General features: G+C 61.0%; 14 protein-coding genes and 1 pseudogene. 10 read left to right on the top strand and 5 right to left on the bottom strand.

The features are described from left to right. Window positions 1–31: 31 nt before the first annotated feature. Window positions 32–1984, bottom strand: a complete 1953-nt coding sequence (locus H7U20_RS21205; protein ID WP_199761135.1) for a GAF domain-containing sensor histidine kinase — start codon at window positions 1982–1984, stop codon at window positions 32–34. A 198-nt stretch (window positions 1985–2182) separates the two neighbouring features. Here H7U20_RS21205 and H7U20_RS21200 point away from each other — a divergent pair, with 198 nt between their 5' ends. After that, entirely contained in the window at window positions 2183–2464 is a 282-nt protein-coding gene (locus tag H7U20_RS21200) for a type II toxin-antitoxin system Phd/YefM family antitoxin (protein WP_199761134.1), read from the top strand. A 54-nt stretch (window positions 2465–2518) separates the two neighbouring features. Here H7U20_RS21200 and H7U20_RS21195 read toward each other — a convergent pair whose 3' ends face one another. Further along, window positions 2519–3019: a hypothetical protein gene (locus H7U20_RS21195; RefSeq protein WP_199761133.1), complete on the bottom strand. Its 501-nt coding sequence runs from the start codon at window positions 3017–3019 to the stop codon at window positions 2519–2521. Between the two features lie 193 nt (window positions 3020–3212). After that, entirely contained in the window at window positions 3213–3464 is a 252-nt protein-coding gene (locus H7U20_RS21190; protein WP_199761132.1) for a hypothetical protein, read from the bottom strand. A 254-nt stretch (window positions 3465–3718) separates the two neighbouring features. Here H7U20_RS21190 and H7U20_RS21185 point away from each other — a divergent pair, with 254 nt between their 5' ends. Further along, window positions 3719–4096, top strand: a complete 378-nt coding sequence (locus H7U20_RS21185) for a hypothetical protein (protein WP_199761131.1) — start codon at window positions 3719–3721, stop codon at window positions 4094–4096. A gap of 180 nt (window positions 4097–4276) precedes the next feature. On the opposite strand, the gene H7U20_RS21180 is transcribed toward H7U20_RS21185, so the two are convergent. Both H7U20_RS21180 and H7U20_RS21175 read right to left on the bottom strand, forming a co-directional pair. Continuing rightward, a complete protein-coding gene (locus tag H7U20_RS21180) occupies window positions 4277–7279 on the bottom strand; it encodes a CHASE domain-containing protein (protein ID WP_199761130.1) in 3003 nt (1000 codons plus the stop codon). Between the two features lie 220 nt (window positions 7280–7499). Further along, window positions 7500–7724 (bottom strand): hypothetical protein, encoded by a 225-nt coding sequence (locus tag H7U20_RS21175; protein WP_199761129.1) that lies wholly within the window; start codon window positions 7722–7724, stop codon window positions 7500–7502. 993 nt (window positions 7725–8717) lie between these two features. Here H7U20_RS21175 and H7U20_RS21170 point away from each other — a divergent pair. The 8 genes and pseudogenes from H7U20_RS21170 to H7U20_RS21135 form a co-directional block, all read left to right on the top strand. Continuing rightward, entirely contained in the window at window positions 8718–10301 is a 1584-nt protein-coding gene (locus tag H7U20_RS21170; protein ID WP_370593212.1) for an Eco57I restriction-modification methylase domain-containing protein, read from the top strand. A gap of 1 nt (window position 10302) precedes the next feature. Further along, window positions 10303–11037 (top strand): PaeR7I family type II restriction endonuclease, encoded by a 735-nt coding sequence (locus tag H7U20_RS21165; protein WP_199761127.1) that lies wholly within the window; start codon window positions 10303–10305, stop codon window positions 11035–11037. A 273-nt stretch (window positions 11038–11310) separates the two neighbouring features. Next, window positions 11311–11463, top strand: coding sequence for a hypothetical protein (locus tag H7U20_RS21160; RefSeq protein ID WP_199761126.1), 153 nt, complete (start codon window positions 11311–11313; stop codon window positions 11461–11463). Window positions 11464–11469: 6 nt separating this feature from the next. Further along, complete coding sequence (locus H7U20_RS21155; RefSeq protein ID WP_199761125.1) at window positions 11470–12036, top strand: ABC-three component system protein; 567 nt, start codon at window positions 11470–11472, stop codon at window positions 12034–12036. Then, window positions 12030–12542 (top strand): ABC-three component system middle component 5, encoded by a 513-nt coding sequence (locus tag H7U20_RS21150; protein ID WP_199761124.1) that lies wholly within the window; start codon window positions 12030–12032, stop codon window positions 12540–12542. Before H7U20_RS21155 ends, H7U20_RS21150 begins: the two co-directional genes overlap by 7 nt. Next, window positions 12529–14463, top strand: a complete 1935-nt coding sequence (locus H7U20_RS21145) for an ATP-binding protein (protein WP_199761123.1) — start codon at window positions 12529–12531, stop codon at window positions 14461–14463. Before H7U20_RS21150 ends, H7U20_RS21145 begins: the two co-directional genes overlap by 14 nt. A gap of 59 nt (window positions 14464–14522) precedes the next feature. Next, window positions 14523–14825 carry a DUF3223 domain-containing protein gene (locus H7U20_RS21140; RefSeq protein ID WP_199761122.1) on the top strand — a complete coding sequence of 101 codons (303 nt, stop codon included), beginning with the start codon at window positions 14523–14525 and terminating at the stop codon, window positions 14823–14825. A 174-nt stretch (window positions 14826–14999) separates the two neighbouring features. Then, window positions 15000–15263 (top strand): annotated as a pseudogene (locus H7U20_RS21135) (IS21 family transposase); the annotation flags it as partial.

Here is a 15263-nt window from a genome sequence, read left to right as displayed (position 1 = left end):
TCGCACGCGCACCTGCGCGCGAACAAACCGCTCAGCCCTTGGGCGAACGCCGGGTGCGCGGGAAGCGCAGCTTGTAGTGCAGCCCCATGCCCGGCGCGCTGACCACCTTGATGCTGCCGGCCAGCGGCCCGGTGGCCAGGTTGTAGAGGATGTGCGCACCCAGGCCGCTGCCGCCCGAGCCGCGCTTGGTGGTGAAGAAGGGGTCGAACAACTGGGCCAGCGTGGCGCCGTCCATGCCGACGCCGTCGTCGCTATAGTCGAACTGCACCTGGTCGCCGTCGAGGTGGCCGCTGATCTTGATCTTGCCGCCCTCGCCCTCCTCGAAGCCGTGGGTCAGCGAGTTCATCACCATGTTGGTGAGGATCTGCGAAACGGCGCCGGGGAAGCTGTCCATCTGGATGTCGGCCTGGCAGTCGATCTCCACCACGATGGGCTTGCCCTTCAACTTGGGCTGCAACGACAGCAGCACCTCGTCGACATAGGTGCGCAGGTTGAAGCTGCGGATGTCGTCCGACGACTGGTCCACCGCCACCTGCTTGAAGCTGCGCACCAGCGCCGCCGCCCGCTGGGTGTTGGTGGTCATGATGCGCAGGGTCTGGTCGACGATGTCGAAGAACTGGTTCAGGCCGTCCTCGTTCAATTCGCCGGCCGCCATGTCCTCCTTGGTCAGCTTGAGCTCCTGCACCAAGTGGCTGGTGGCGGTGACGCAGATGCCCAGCGGTGTGTTGATCTCGTGCGCCACGCCGGCCACCAGGCGGCCCAGCGAGGCCAGCTTCTCCTGCCGCACCAGCTCGGACTGCGCCTCCTGCAGCGCCGTCAGCGCCGAATTGAGCGCCGCGTTCTGCTCCTCCAACTCGGTCTTGGCGCGGCGGATGGCGCGGTCGGCCTGCATGCGGGCGATGGCCACGGCGACGTGGCTGGCCATGAAGGCGAGGATCTCCAGATCGGCCTCGCTGTACAGCACCGCCGGGTCGTAGCTCTGCACGATGATGACGCCGTAGACGCGGTCGCCCAGCAGCATCGGCGCGCCCATCCAGCTGGCCATGCTGACGTCGCCCAGCGGCTCGCGCATGTCGCCGCTGGCCACCAGGGCGTTGAAGCTGGCCGCGTCGAGCAGGCAGGCCTGCTTGCGCGCCAACACGTAGGAACTCATGCCGATGCCGTACTCGAAGCGCTTGACCGGCGCCACGTCGTCCTTCTCGTCGACGAAATAGGGGATGCTGATTTCCTTGGTGTCCGGGTGGTACAGCGCCATCAGGAAGTTCTTCGCCGAGACCAGCCCGCTGATGATCTGGTGCAGCTGCGAATACAGGGTGGCGCGGTCGGAGGCGGTGGCCGACAGGTTGGCCAGCTCGTACAGCGCGCGCTGGATGTTCTCGGCGCGGCGCCGCTCGGCCACCTCGTGGGCCAGCAGCGCGGTGCGTTCCTGCACGGCGCGCTCCAGCCGGTCCATGCTGCGCAGGCCCTGCAGGGCGCTGGAGACGTGGTTGGCGATCAGCGCGAACAGCGCCTGGTCTTCCTCGTTGAAGGTGTGCTGCTTGTCGTAGCTTTGGATGACGATGGCGCCCAGCGCCTGGTGGTTCTGGTCGAGCAGCGGGCAACCCATCCAGTGCTCGGCCACGGTGCCGACGCCGAAGGCGTTGCCGTGGTCTTTTTTGGAGATGTGCTCGGCCGCCGTCATCACCAGGCGCTGGCGGTTGAGGATCACCCAGGCGGTCGGCGAGTCCTCCGGCGAGGCCAGTTGCACCACCTCGTCGGCGGCGGGCGCGTCGTCGATCTCGTCGACGAAGTAGACGAAGCGCACCGTGTTGTCGGCGCTCTGGTCGCTCAGCGCGACATAGAAGTTGGCGGCGTACATGATGCGCCCCAGCGCCGCATGCACGGCCTGCAGGAATTCGGAGATTTCAGTGCAGCTGCTCGACTTCTGCCCGATCTCCAACAGCATGGTCTGGACGGCCTCGAGACGTTTAAGACGACTTTCCATCGGTTCTTCCTATAGTGGGCTGATGCACATAGGAAATACTATCAGGTCGCGCGGGGTCTGCGGCGGCAAGTTGAGGCAAATTGTTGCGTGTACCCGGCTTGGGCTTGGGCGGCAGGAACAGGGATTGACACAGCGAAGCGGCGTGCATACGCTAAAACTGGGTCCAAACATGCGACCACCTTCCGCCCTAAGGACATCATGGCTAATGTCAAACGCTATTACCCAATTTCCTACCTGAAGACCAACGCGTCTGACGTTGCCAGACAGCTTACCGAGGAAACCGACTCGCTGATATTCACCCAAAACGGGGTTCCGGTTTTTGTCTGCGTGAGTATGGAGGAGTATCACCAAACCAAAGAAACAAACGCCCTGCTTCGCATGTTGACTTTCAGTGAACGTGAAATTAAGCGTGGCAATGTGAAGTCTTTGCAACAGGCCAAGGCCATGCTGGACAAATCGTTGTTCGGCGACGAGGAATGAGCTTGGCTGGCACCGTCAACATCCTGGCTTGAGCGACGGCCAACCTCCCCCTCTTCAAGGCCGGCGGTAGCCGTTCTCGATCCAGCTGGTGGCGCTGGCGACGCTCAGCTTGAAGGTCGGCGCCACGCGCACCTGGGCCAGCTGCTCGTTGTAGCCGTCGAAGGCGGTCAGGGTGGCGTAGGGGTCGTCCTCGTCGGGCACGATGTCCAGGTTGACCTTGATCTGGCCGTCGTCGGTGCTGACGAATATGCTCTTGTGCAACTGCGCGTGCAGCTGCTGCTCGTGGCGGCGCAGCACCTCGTTGGCGGTCTTGACCAGGGTGTTGAAGGCGTTGACGTCGAGCGGCTTCGGGTTCTTCTTGTCGCGCCCCATGGTCCAGGGGCCGACCAGCGCCGGCTCCGGCTCGCCGTCCTTGATCATCGCCACGGCCCAGCCCTCGTCCTCCTCGTTTTTGATCACGCGCGCGGTGAAACCGTTGCCTTGCCAGACGCGGGCCTCCTGGATCGGTGCGTCGTCGTCTTGCGCTTCGTTCATGTCTGGGGCGTCGGTACTCATTGCGGGCGGCTCGCGTCAAAAATAGAATGGGGGTGGAATGATAGTCGAAACGGCCGACCTTGGCAGAACATTCCAACGATCCACGCGGGCCAAAAACGCCGCGCCAGCACCGACAGCCCGCTTTGGCGGGCAAATACAGGCGGGCGGGAAGGCGCCGCCGGCCGGCTAGCCGGCCAAGCGGCGGATCGCTGCTTCAGCGGCGCTTGCAGGACAAGGCGGGCCGGGCCGGCGGCACGATGGGCGGACGCATCGGCGTCACGCGCGGATCGATGGCCGGTTCCGGCATTTGATAGCTGAAGGGGTTGATGATAATGGGCGGAATCGTCGGCGGCGCCGACGGCGGCCCCTTCGGTCCCTTGGACAAATGCTGAGCGCTACCTTGGCGCCGCGCCCGCTTGCAAATCGAGGATATCGATTGACCCTCGCTGATTTCTAGCCATGCCATGCTGCCCTCCGTACGGAAGTTAGGTATTCAGTATAGGCAAGGATAGCTTTAAATCAAGGAAGAACTGCCCGCCGGCAGCATTCTCCGACGCAGCGTCGCCGGCCGCCCCGCCGCCCCGGCCGGCGCCGCGCCCGTGCCGTCCATGCCGCCAAATCGACGCCCTGTCACATTCCGCTGGCTGGCGCGCGGCCGTCTCGTTACAGTTCAACCATGCCAAACGGCAGACCAAACACCTTACCTTACCGAGGCTCGCCATGAACATCAAAAAGATCCTGCCAGTCGCCATCATCGCCGTGCTCGCCATCGCCGCCTGGCACTCGATCGCCGGCCAAGAGATGCACGTCAACATCGACGGCGACGAGATCGATGGTCCGCTGGGCTTCCTGCTGGGCACCCTGTTCGCCGGCGGCGGCCTGCTCATCGCCGCGCTGGCCGTCACCTGCGCCGCCGTCTTCGTCGGCTTCCTGTTCGCCGGCCTGGGCATTCTGATGGTGGTCGGCCTGACGTTGATGGCGCTCGTGTTGCTGGCCTGCATCTCGCCCTTCCTGCTGCCGCTGCTGATCCCGCTGGGCCTGTTCTGGTTCTTCTCGGCCCGCTCGCGCAAGCAACGCGGCAAACAGTACGCCGTCTAAACCAACAGGCCACAGCACCGCCCCCGCGCCCCGGGCGCCATGCGCGCCGCGCGGGAGCCGTTTCACCCACCAGTCACACCATTCACGCTAGCCACACCAGTCACGCCGGAAGCGGCCGGGGTCCAAGTCCCGGCCGGTTCGGCCCCCTTCCCCTCCCCCGTACCAAGCCTAGGCCCAGGCCTAGGCCGACAGTTCGACCCGGTTGCGGCCGCCCCGCTTGGCGCTGTACAGCGCCTGGTCGGCGCGGATCAGCGCCGCGTCGAAGCCGGCGTCGGCGCCGCTCAGCGCGCCGATGCCGACGCTCACCGTCACCGTCAGGCGGCGGCCGTCCAACTGCAGCGGGCTGTCGGCGATGCGCTGGCGCAGCCGCTCGGCGAAGGCGCCGGCCGCCGCCAGGTCGGCGCCCGGCAGAAGAACGGCGAACTCCTCGCCGCCAACCCGGCCCAGCGTGTCGATCTTGCGCTGGCCGTCGCGCATCAGCTCGGCCAAGTGGCGCAGCACGGCGTCGCCGGCGGCGTGGCCGAACTCGTCGTTGACGCGCTTGAAATGGTCGATGTCGAGCATCAGCACGGCGGCGCGGGCGTTGCCGTCGCGCTGTAGCCGGGCCTGCTCGTCCTCCAGCCGGGCCATGAATTCGCGCCGATTCGGCAGGCCGGTGAGGAAGTCGGTGGTGGCCAACAGCAGCAGCTCGTCGTTCATGCGCTTGCGCTCGGTGATGTCGAGCGTCGAGACGATGACGAAGTCCAGACTCAGCGTGTGGCCCGGCATCACCAGCAGGGTCAGCTCGTTCTGCCGCGCCACGCCGTCCAGGCGCAGGAAGCTGCCCTCGCAGGCGAACAGCTGGCGGCCCTCGGCCAGCGCGGCCAGCGCGGCGGCGAAACCGTCCATGGCCCCGGCGGCGAAATTCTGCGCCAGGCCCAGCGCGGCGACGTCCTTGCCGCCGGGCGGCGCGCCGACCTGGGCCAGCGCCGCCGCGTTGACGTCGAGGATGCGCACCAGGCCGGCCAGGCGGGCCAGCTCGGCGGGCCGCTCGCGCAGGTGGCGCGCCAGGTCGCGCACGCCGGCCAACGGCGGTTCGGCCAGCGCGCCGCGCACCGCCGACCAGTCCTGCTCCCACAAGGCCACCGGGGCGTTGTCGTACAGGCTGCGGAAGCGCGCCTCGCCGGCGCGCAGCGCGCTGGCGGCGCGGGCCTGTTCGATGGCGATGCCGGCCAGGTGGGCGGCCTGCTCGATCAGGCCGATGTTGGCGATGCTGGGACGCTGCGCCCGGCGGTGGTAGATGGCGAAGCTGCCCAGCACCTCGCCGCCGGCGCTGAGGATGGGGTCGGACCAGCACGAGCCGAGGCCGGCGCGCAGCGCCAGCTCGCGCAGCGCGCCCCACGACGGGTCGGCGGCGATGTCCTCGACGATCACCCGGCCGCCGCCCAGCGCCGCCTGGCAGCAGCCGCGCGGCGCGACGGCGAGGGGCTGGCCGTGCAGCGCGGCGTTGAAGAAGGCCGGCAGGCTGGGCGCGGCGCCCACCAACAGGCGCCGGCCCTCCTCGTCGAGCAGCAGGACGCTGCACAACATCTCCTGGTCGGCCGCCTCGACGCCCAGCACCACCGCCTCCAGAATCGTCTGCAGCGGCGCGCCGGTGGCCAGCAGCTCGAGCACGTGGCGGCGGGTCTGCTCGCGCTGCTCGATCTGGGTGCGCTCGGTGATGTCGCGGAAGGACCACAGGCGGGCGTGGTCGTTGCCCAGATGCAAGCCCCGGGTGAACTGCTCGATGACCCGGCCGTCCTTCAGGCGCAGCAGGTCGCGGTACTCCTCGTGGTCGCGGTGCAGGCGGCCGGCGGCGTCGAGCAGCGGCCCCTGCTGCACCAGCTGGGCGCCCATGTGCGCCAGCAACGCCGCGCCGTCGCTCTGCCAGTCGAGGTGCTCCGGCACGTTCCACAGGGCGCGGAAGCGGCGGTTGGAGTTGAGCACCAGGCCGCCCGGATTGTCGACCAGGATGCCGTCGATGGTCGAGTCGAGGATGCTGCGCAGCACCGTCTGGCTGCGTTGGGCGCTCTCGGCCATCGCCAGCAGGCTGGCCTGGCCGTCCTCGAGCTCCTCGGTCAGCAGGCGCGAGCGGGCCAACGCGGCGCGCGCGTTGGCGCCGCGCCGCGCCAGCAACCAGGTCAGCGCCGCCAGCAGCACGCTGAGCAGCACGCCGCCGGCGGCCAGCAGGCGCGCCTTGGCGGCACCGGCGGCGCCGGCGCCGTCGTCGCCGGCCAGGCCGGCGATGCGCACCGTCCAACGGTGGTTGGCGATGCTGATCTTTTCCTCGGCGCGACGGACCACGGCCGCCGCGCCGGCCGGCCGGCTGTGGTACATCAGCGCCGCCGGCGCGGCCGCCTCGCCGTCGTAGATTTCGACGTCGAGCAGGGCGGCGCGCTCGCCGCCGATGCCGGCCATCACGTCGCCGACGCGGAACGGCGCGAACACCCAGCCGCGGATGGCGGCGCGGCGCTGGCCGACGCTCTGCCGCGGCATCTGGTTGTGGTAGACCGGCAGCAGCACCAGAAAGCCGGCCTGCGCCGGCGCGCCGGCCAGGCCGCCCTCCTGCACCAGGCGCAGCTTGCCGCTCATGGCCGGCAGGCCGGAGTCGCGCGCCTGCTCCAGCGCGGCGCGGCGCACCGGCTCGGACAGGGCGTCGTAGCCGAAGGCCAGCAGGTTGCTGCCGCTGAACGGCTCCAGGTAGACGATGGGCGCATACGCCGGCCGCGTCCCTTCCGGCCGGACGCGGTAGTCGGCGTAGCCCTCGGCGCGCAGGCGGGCCAGGTGCTGGCCGAGGCGGCCGCCGTCGACCAGCTGCATATAACCGATGCCGTGCACGCCGGGGAAGTGCTGGTTGATCTCCTGGCCGGCCAGGTAGCTGCGGAACTCGCCCCGGTCGATCTGCTCGGCGCTGGCGTACAGCCCCTGCACGCCGTACAACACCTGGACGTAGGTCTGCATGCGCTGGGCGATGTTGTTGATCAGCTCGCGCACGCGGAAGTCGAACTCGGCGCGGGAGTCGCGCTCGGCGTCGGCGCGGGCGCCCTGCCACTGGCTCCAGGTGGCGCCCAGGCACAGGGCCAGCGTCAGGCCGGCAAACAGGCCCGGGCTGAGCAGATCCGGCGGCAGCCGCCGGCGCGGCGGCCTGGGTACATGGTCGGTCATGGCGGGCGGGGCCTGCGGTGGGGGACGCGGTGTCGGGACGGCGCATTCGCGTCGCGACCAACCATAGTACGTGAGAGACTGCGCGCATGCAACGCATGGCGTGTATCGCGGGCAACAAGAAGTGCCGGGATTCAGCGGAACAAGTGCGGCCGGGGAGGTCCGCGCCGCCGAAGCGGCGCAATCATGGCGCCTAGCCAACGGGCGGCGCCGTCAGATTCGCCTAAACAACGAATTGCGCGACCATCTCCTTGTTTTCCTCAAGGATTTTCCGGTTTTTCTCGTCGATCAAACGCTGCACCTCGGCGGCAGACATACCCTTGTAAGGCTGCATCAGCGCCTCAGCCAGGCCATCGAATGTCAGGAAGGTCCATTCTCCCCTGGTCAACTCGGTCGTCACCACGAGCACGCCGTTGAGATATCGCCTCGTCGTCTTTTCCGTCGTCATATCCAGTCCTCCGAGAAAAACTGCGACGCAAGGCTGGCCGCCCTCATCAATTCGCTTAGCTGGGGCAAAAGCAATGAAACACCCGAAGCCTGCATGGACTGAGTATGGATTTGATCCGCCAGGATTTCAAGCGAAATCATCCCAAGCACTGGTCCCGACATACCGTGCGGCAAGCTCAATGGAACGGCCAACGAAGCGATGACGTTCGGTCGACCAATGCACGGCGAGGTGTGGTCAATAGCCGGCGCGACCGACAATAATACGTCGAAGTGTTAAGCCAGGGCGCGAAATCCATTCATCGCACCGCCAAATTCACTTTATGCAAAACTCAGACCAAATCATTTAGAGTAATAATAATTATAACAATATTTTTTATTTATTAATGTAGAATGAAGGCATCGAATTTTATTGCTGATGAATTAATGTTGCCGCAGAGTTGTTCCCCTCCTCAACCGCCTCTATTCAGGCCAGAAGTAACTCCAGCCAACTGAAAAACATTGGTCGGCTTCGCGCCGCGAATGATCAAAGCCATATCAAGTAATCCCTCTCCATTGACGTTCCGACATCGAGCTGCAGTTGAGAACACGTTGCCTCAATGCACAAATATAAACCACTATTGTCAAGGATAGAACAAGCAACACGTCGTTCTCCGATGCGCCGCGAAGTCCTACTGGCCGAAAAAATTCGGACGGCAGCGGGAAGGCTCTTACTTGATGCAAATTTACCATCACAGAATGGAAGACACAGTGAATCAATGCTTTCTCGAGCGAGGCCGGTTCGACTGGTAGAATTCGTCCCCAATGCACTCTCGCGTAGAGTCGGAATTTTGCCTTTTTGCACACAAAGAATCCACGAATGCTGCCCTCACTCATCCATGCGCCCATCTCACTAGTGAATCGTGTCAATGCCGGGGACTGCGTCTTAGCCGACGCCGTCTTTGAACTTTCGAGGTCCGCTGGGTCCAGTCGTGGCGCGATATTCACTAGAAGCAACGTGGTCGACTTCATGCTCGACCTGGTCGGCTACACGTCGGACGAAAATCTCTTTGAACTCTCATTGTTGGAGCCGTCGTTCGGAAACGGTGAGTTCCTCATCCCGGCCATCGAACGATTATTGATCGCGCGGACGAGAGCCTTGACGGCCGGGGAAGTCGTCGGCTGTATCAAGCCCTGCATTCATGGCGTGGAGCTGCATGAGGACACCTTCCAGAGCACTCGACGCGCTGTGATCGCGCTGCTCGAACAGTTTGAGTTTTCAAGCATCGACGCCATTGAGATCACCGACGCGTGGCTCGTGCATGGCGACTTCCTGCTCGCCGAGCTGGATGGGGGATTCAATTTTGTCATTGGCAATCCGCCATACGTGCGACAAGAATTAATCCCTGGTCCACTGCTCGAAGAGTATCGCAAGAGGTTCGCGACACTATATGACCGCGCAGACCTCTATGTCCCTTTCATGGAGCGCTCGCTCAACTTGCTCGGCGAAATGGGGCAGCTCTGCTTCATTTGCTCGGACCGATGGATGAAAAACAAGTATGGCGGCCCTCTTCGCAGCCTTATTTCGCAGCGCTTCCATCTCCGCGCGTATGTCGACATGGTGGATGCCGATGCGTTCCATTCGGAAGTCAGCGCCTACCCCGCGATCACTGTCATTTCCACCGGCGAGCCCGGCCCGGTTCGAGTCGCGGAGCGCCCTTCGCTCGACAAGACTACGCTCAGGGAACTTTCGACCGCGCTTCGAAGCCAAGCGCCCCCGCAAATGATCAAAGAACTACATGGCGTCGTATCGGGTTCCGAGCCCTGGATTCTCTCCGCCACAAGCAATACAGAGTTGATTCGGCGCTTGGAACAAGCATTCCCATCGTTGGAGGAGACCGGCTGCAAGGTCGGCATCGGAGTCGCGACAGGCGCCGACAACGTATTCATTGGGAAGTTTGACGATTTGGATGTCGAGCCCGACCGCAAACTTCCGCTGGCGATGGGCAAGGATCTCGGCAGCGGCCACATGGTTTGGCGCGGCTATGGCGTTATCAATCCATTCACGGACGAAGGCCCGCTGGTCGACCTCGACAAATATCCTAGACTCAAACGCTATCTTGAAGGAAATCGGGCTCAGATTACGAAGCGCCATGTCGCTCAAAAATCGCCAAAGAATTGGTATCGAACGATCGACAGAATCACTCCGTCGCTCGCGCGTCGTCCCAAGCTATTGATTCCCGACATTCGAGGCGATGCCCAAGTCGTCTTTGAGGAGGGATGGCTCTATCCTCATCACAATCTCTATTTTGTCGTCTCGGACGAATGGAATTTGCGAGCTCTGCAAGCGGTGCTTCTTTCGAATTTGACGCGGCTTTTTGTCTCCACCTACTCCATCAAGATGAGGGGCGGCTACCTACGTTTCCAAGCTCAATATCTGCGTCGAATCAGGCTGCCAAAGTGGGAAACCGTGAGTCTCGAAATGCGCGCTCGCCTAGTTGCCGCCGCAGAGACCTTAGACTTCGAGGCCTGCAACAGCGCGGTGGCCGACCTCTACTCTCTCACCACATCCGAGCGAAATGCTCTAATACAGAAAATATAAAATGCCTCTTGACCTCGCGAACTACGAACAAAAAGCATCCGACGCAATCAAGGCATTCTGGGGGAACCGCGAGAAGGCCAAACAAAAGCAAATTGAAGCGGGCGTCATAGACCGAGGCGAACGCGCGGGAGTAACCGATGGGCAGAACCTCAATGGATTCGTAGCGCTTTTACTTGATATCGTGCGCGCGAACGGATTGAGCCATGCGGATATCCATATGACTTCGACTTTGGTCACTTTGCCAGGCTATTTTCGTCCGACGAAAAAATGGGACCTCTTAGTTATCCATGAGAAGCGTCTTGTCGCCGCCATCGAATTGAAGAGTCATGTCGGACCCTCTTTCAGCAACAACTTCAATAACCGGACCGAAGAGGCAATCGGAACGGCGCAAGATTTCAAGACGGCCTACCGCGAAAATGCGTTTGGCCCACATCCGCAGCCATTCACAGGATGGCTGATCGTGGTCGAGGATGACCGGCGCTCTCGATCGCCGATTCGAGATACGTCGAAGCATTTCCCCGTATTCCCGGAGTTCAAACAATCGTCCTACTTGAAGCGCTATGATGTTCTCTGCCGGCGGTTAGTTCAAGAGCAGCTCTATACGGCGGCCGCCGTGATTGCTACGCCACGTGACGCAATCGATAGCGGCGCATATGTCGAAATGTCCGAGCTGACCGGACTGAGGCCCTTCGTAACCGCATTCGCTGGCCACATCGCGATGGCGGCGGCGCTATAGTGGACATCGACTTCCCAGCTACGCCAACATCACCGCCGCTTGAAATAGGCCAAGCGACGATGTCAGGGGGCAGCAGTGGCCACGTGCAGCTCAGGCGTTCGTGCGCGCTAGTTTAGCCAAAGGTCGAAAACCAACGGCAACCAGCTCCACTGTGTATCGCTCGGTGACGCCAAGTCTTGCACAACCGACATTAAACAAACTACAAAATTACCTCCATAAACTGTTTGAAACGGTGATAATGTCGCACCACTACACAACATTTCGGGAGTCTTCATGGAGTATTTGCCGCAGATTTTGAGTTTCTTGGGTGGCCTTTTTGCGGGCTGGACGCTGAAAGTCATTGTCGACAAATCGAAAAATAGTTCCACCGTGAGCGGCAACATCGCGGGCGGCGACATCGCCGGTCGCGACATCAAAAAGAAATAAGCTCGAATGTCGAGTTTGATGTCCACAGTCCGGGACAATGTCATTGGCGGCGATGCTGCCGGCAGGGATGTCGTCAAGACATACCACGCGGCACGCGAACCGACCGCCATGGCCAAACTCGTCGAGCAGTATCTCGCGGAGACGCTCGCCGATCAGACGCTAAGCGCCTGGACTGAAAAGCTCGAACACTTCTTTTCCAATCAAACCAACTCCGACGTGCGGGGATTGGAAGCAAAACTGACTGCCTCCGGGCGCGAGGACCTGCTCAAAGGTGCTCTGCTAAAAAAGCAGTCGGCCTACAAAGCGATCTTGCGCCAACAGGGCTCGAAATCGGCCCAGACCATCTATACGTTCTTGATGGCAGAGATCGTCGTCAATTTCGAGCAAACCGTCCTTCCGCTGGTTCAGGACGGCGCCTCGCGAGCGACGATCGACACTGCGATGTTGGAAAAGGTCATCGCGCCGGCGCTCAACATGCTCGAATCGAATCCGCTGAATTTGGACAAAATGGACATCCAAGGCTTGGTCTACTTCTTGGCGGGCAATTGCTATATCAGGTGGGACGCATGCTGATCTACGATCCCGCGCTGGACCCTTACCATACGGCCGTCAGGATCTTGGCCATATCGATTGCCGCAACCGCGCGTGGCGCGGAGCTAACGGTCGACGCAACTCGGATTGCGGACTACTTTCTAGCCTATCCCTACAAAATGGCAAATTTCAAATTTCCGGCGGAGTTCAAGCCCCTTCGCGCCGCCGTGAAAGAGACCGAGAACCCATATAGGCACGCAAATGGCAATCGCGCGGCGTTCGAACGCATGCGCCCGATCTTTTTTGCCGCGCTTAGCGGGCTTGTCGCGTTCGGTCTCATCCAAGATGGGGCGCTTCAAAAAGGAATCCTTGCGCTCACGAGTCATCCGATTCCCGACGAGCTGGCGTCGGCCGCCCAGCGATTTCACGCTCGACAAACAACCATCGGCAAATTCCTGCTCTCGGAATTTCTCGCGATTCCGGCCACGGGCGAGAACGGGCTCAAACATCGCTCCAACCTCATAGAGCATCGATATGACATTGCATAAGCCGACTATCTTCGTCAATCGCCTGGTGGTCATGAAGGGCGGCCGGTCGGTCATGGACATTTCGTTTCATGCCGGACTCAACATCATCACCGGCGAAAATAGTTCGGGCAAGACCACAGCCATTCGATTCATTGCCTATGCGCTCGGGTCCGAAGGCATCAGCTTCAACCAAGTAGCCCAACTTTGCGATGATATCTACCTGGAAGTGACAGCCAACGATGCAGTGGTGACATTGCGACGCGGCGTGAGCACCCAGCTCATGCGGCCACTTTCAATTTTTTGGGGGACGATGCAGAGCGCGCTGGCTGCAGGAGCATCCCTCTGGCAGCAATTCCCTTTCAAGCGTAGCGAGATGAAGGAGAGTTTTTCGCAGGTCTTGTTCCGGATGCTCGACATGCCTGAACTCCGGGGAGAGGGCGGATCGAACATCACGATGCACCAACTGATGCGCCTGATCTATTCCGACCAAGAGACGCCGTCCTCGGATCTCTTTCGCTTCGACCGCTTCGACCGCGGCATCACTCGCGCGGCGGTCGGCGACTATTTGCTGGGGATCGACTCGACCGAACTGTATGACCTCAAATTGCTCGAATCCACAGCGGACAAGGATGCTTCTGCAATTCGCGTCAGCATCAGGACGATCTATTCCACGTTCGGAAATTCGGGCACGAACATTTCACTCGAGTTCCTGGACAATCAAATCCAGACGCTGGGGAGCGAAATCTTATTCCTCCAATCCCGGCTGGAAAGTATAGACAGCGGCGCGGCGTCCAAAACCTCGTCCTCCAAGGAAGACAATGAGCTGCGTGCGAAACTGAGCGAAGCGCACATGACGCTTTCGAAGCTGAAAGAGAAAAAGGTCGATCTCGAGACTGAGATCGCGGATTCGGAACTGTTTCTCCGCGAGCTTGAAGAGCGTATGTTCAGCCTAGAAGAGTCTGCGGCTGCGGAGTCACATCTCGGGACCGCTGTTTTTTCGTTCTGCCCAAGTTGCTTCACAAAACTTCAACCGCCTGAGGCGAATCAGTCATCTTGCGCGCTCTGCAAATCTGACGTGGCCGAAGATTCCGCGCGCTCGCAATTGGCGCGGATGAAAAACGAACTGGCGCTGCAATTGAGGGAATCCGGGATTATTCGTATCCAGCAGTTGGAAGAGCTCGACAAAATCGTCCTGGAAATTCCTTCCGCGCAAAGCCGGTTGAAATCACTCGAAGCTGAGTTCAAACGCAATCAAGCCCATTGGCGCTCGCCCGACCATATCCTAATGCAATCGATTTCCAAGGAGATCGGCGGCAAGGAGCAAGAGATCAAGAACGCGTTGGAACTCAAAAAACTCGCCGACTTGCTGGGGCGACTCACCGACAAGCTTGGCGAGATCGAAGCCAAGCAAGAATGGATCAAGGGGCGGATCGAAGCAGTCACCCGTGAGCAAGAAGGCCGACGAAACTCAGCCTACCTCTCGGTCGCGAACAATTTGAAGGCGATTCTCAAAGACGACCTATCTCGCCAAGCGGAATTCGAACGCGCTGATTCGATCAATATCGACTTCGGCGCGAACCAGTTGTCGATCGATGGACAACGTGAATTTTCAGCGAGCTCGATGGTGTTCCTACGCCACGGCTTCCACCTCGCGCTCTTGTTGTCGTCGCTGGAACTACCCTACTTCCGCTATCCACGCTTGCTGATCCTCGACGGCGTCGAAGATGGCGGAATGGAAGTGGAACGCAGCTACAACTTCCAGAAAATTATCGCGCGTCATTCAAGCCAGTCGAAAGTCGTTCATCAGATCATCATGACAACAATGAGCGTGTGTCCCGAGCTGGACACAAGCGAATACATCGTCGGCCGGAAGTTTACTCACGAAGAAAAATCGATCGACATTCAAGCGGGCCCCACACTTCCTGGCCTCCTTCCATCCTGAGACCCTGTGCGGGCTCGGGCTCATGGGTTGAATCCAAATCGATGCGAAGGAGCGAGGACATGGGCAAAGCAATCAGCGTCACAGTGAATGGACAGGTTTTCCAGAAGAAGGGCGACCTGACGTTATACATGCGGTCGCTCGTTGGCAAGTATCGAATCGGCGACTTCCTGACAGTCGAAGATCTTGAATTCTGTCTATCGTTGTTTGAAAGCCATCCATCTTACCCACACAAGCTTTCTCCCGGCGTGGAGCGGATCCAAGTGCTCGTTCAGGAAAAGGGCACCGTAGGTTTTCAAATCCATAAGTGCGATGGCAAAGACGACGACATCAGTTGGACTGAATGTGTCAGAAATCGCAAATAACATTCTTTGGATGGCATTGGATTTGTCTGCTGTTGGTTTTCACTGCGCGGGCACTTCCTGTTGGCACCGACCGAAAACTGACCCAGCTGTAGGTGTTGTGCCGACTGAAAACTGACCCAGGTGTTCTACTACTCCTGCCTAATTAATAGGCGGGAGAAATAATAGGTGATCACCATGGAAATGTTAGGCAAGGTTCGGCGGATGCATCTGCGCGACAAGCTGTCGCTGCATGAAATCTCAAAGCGCACCGGGTTATCCCGCAATACGCTGCGCAAATGGCTCAGGAAGTCCGATGCCGAGGTGGTTGCGCCACCGCGCTACCAGCGAGACGATAGCCCCCACAAGTCGGTAGTTGTCAACAAAGTTGTCGCGTCACTTCATGCAGCCAGCTTCACTAATTCAGGTTCAGCCCGTTCCGGATTGAGCCAAACCTCGTCC

The organism is Rugamonas violacea, from assembly GCF_016461825.1.
Classification (GTDB): domain Bacteria; phylum Pseudomonadota; class Gammaproteobacteria; order Burkholderiales; family Burkholderiaceae_D; genus Rugamonas.
The sequence above is the reverse complement of the archived record's forward strand: the minus strand, read 5'-3'. Positions and strand labels throughout refer to the sequence as shown.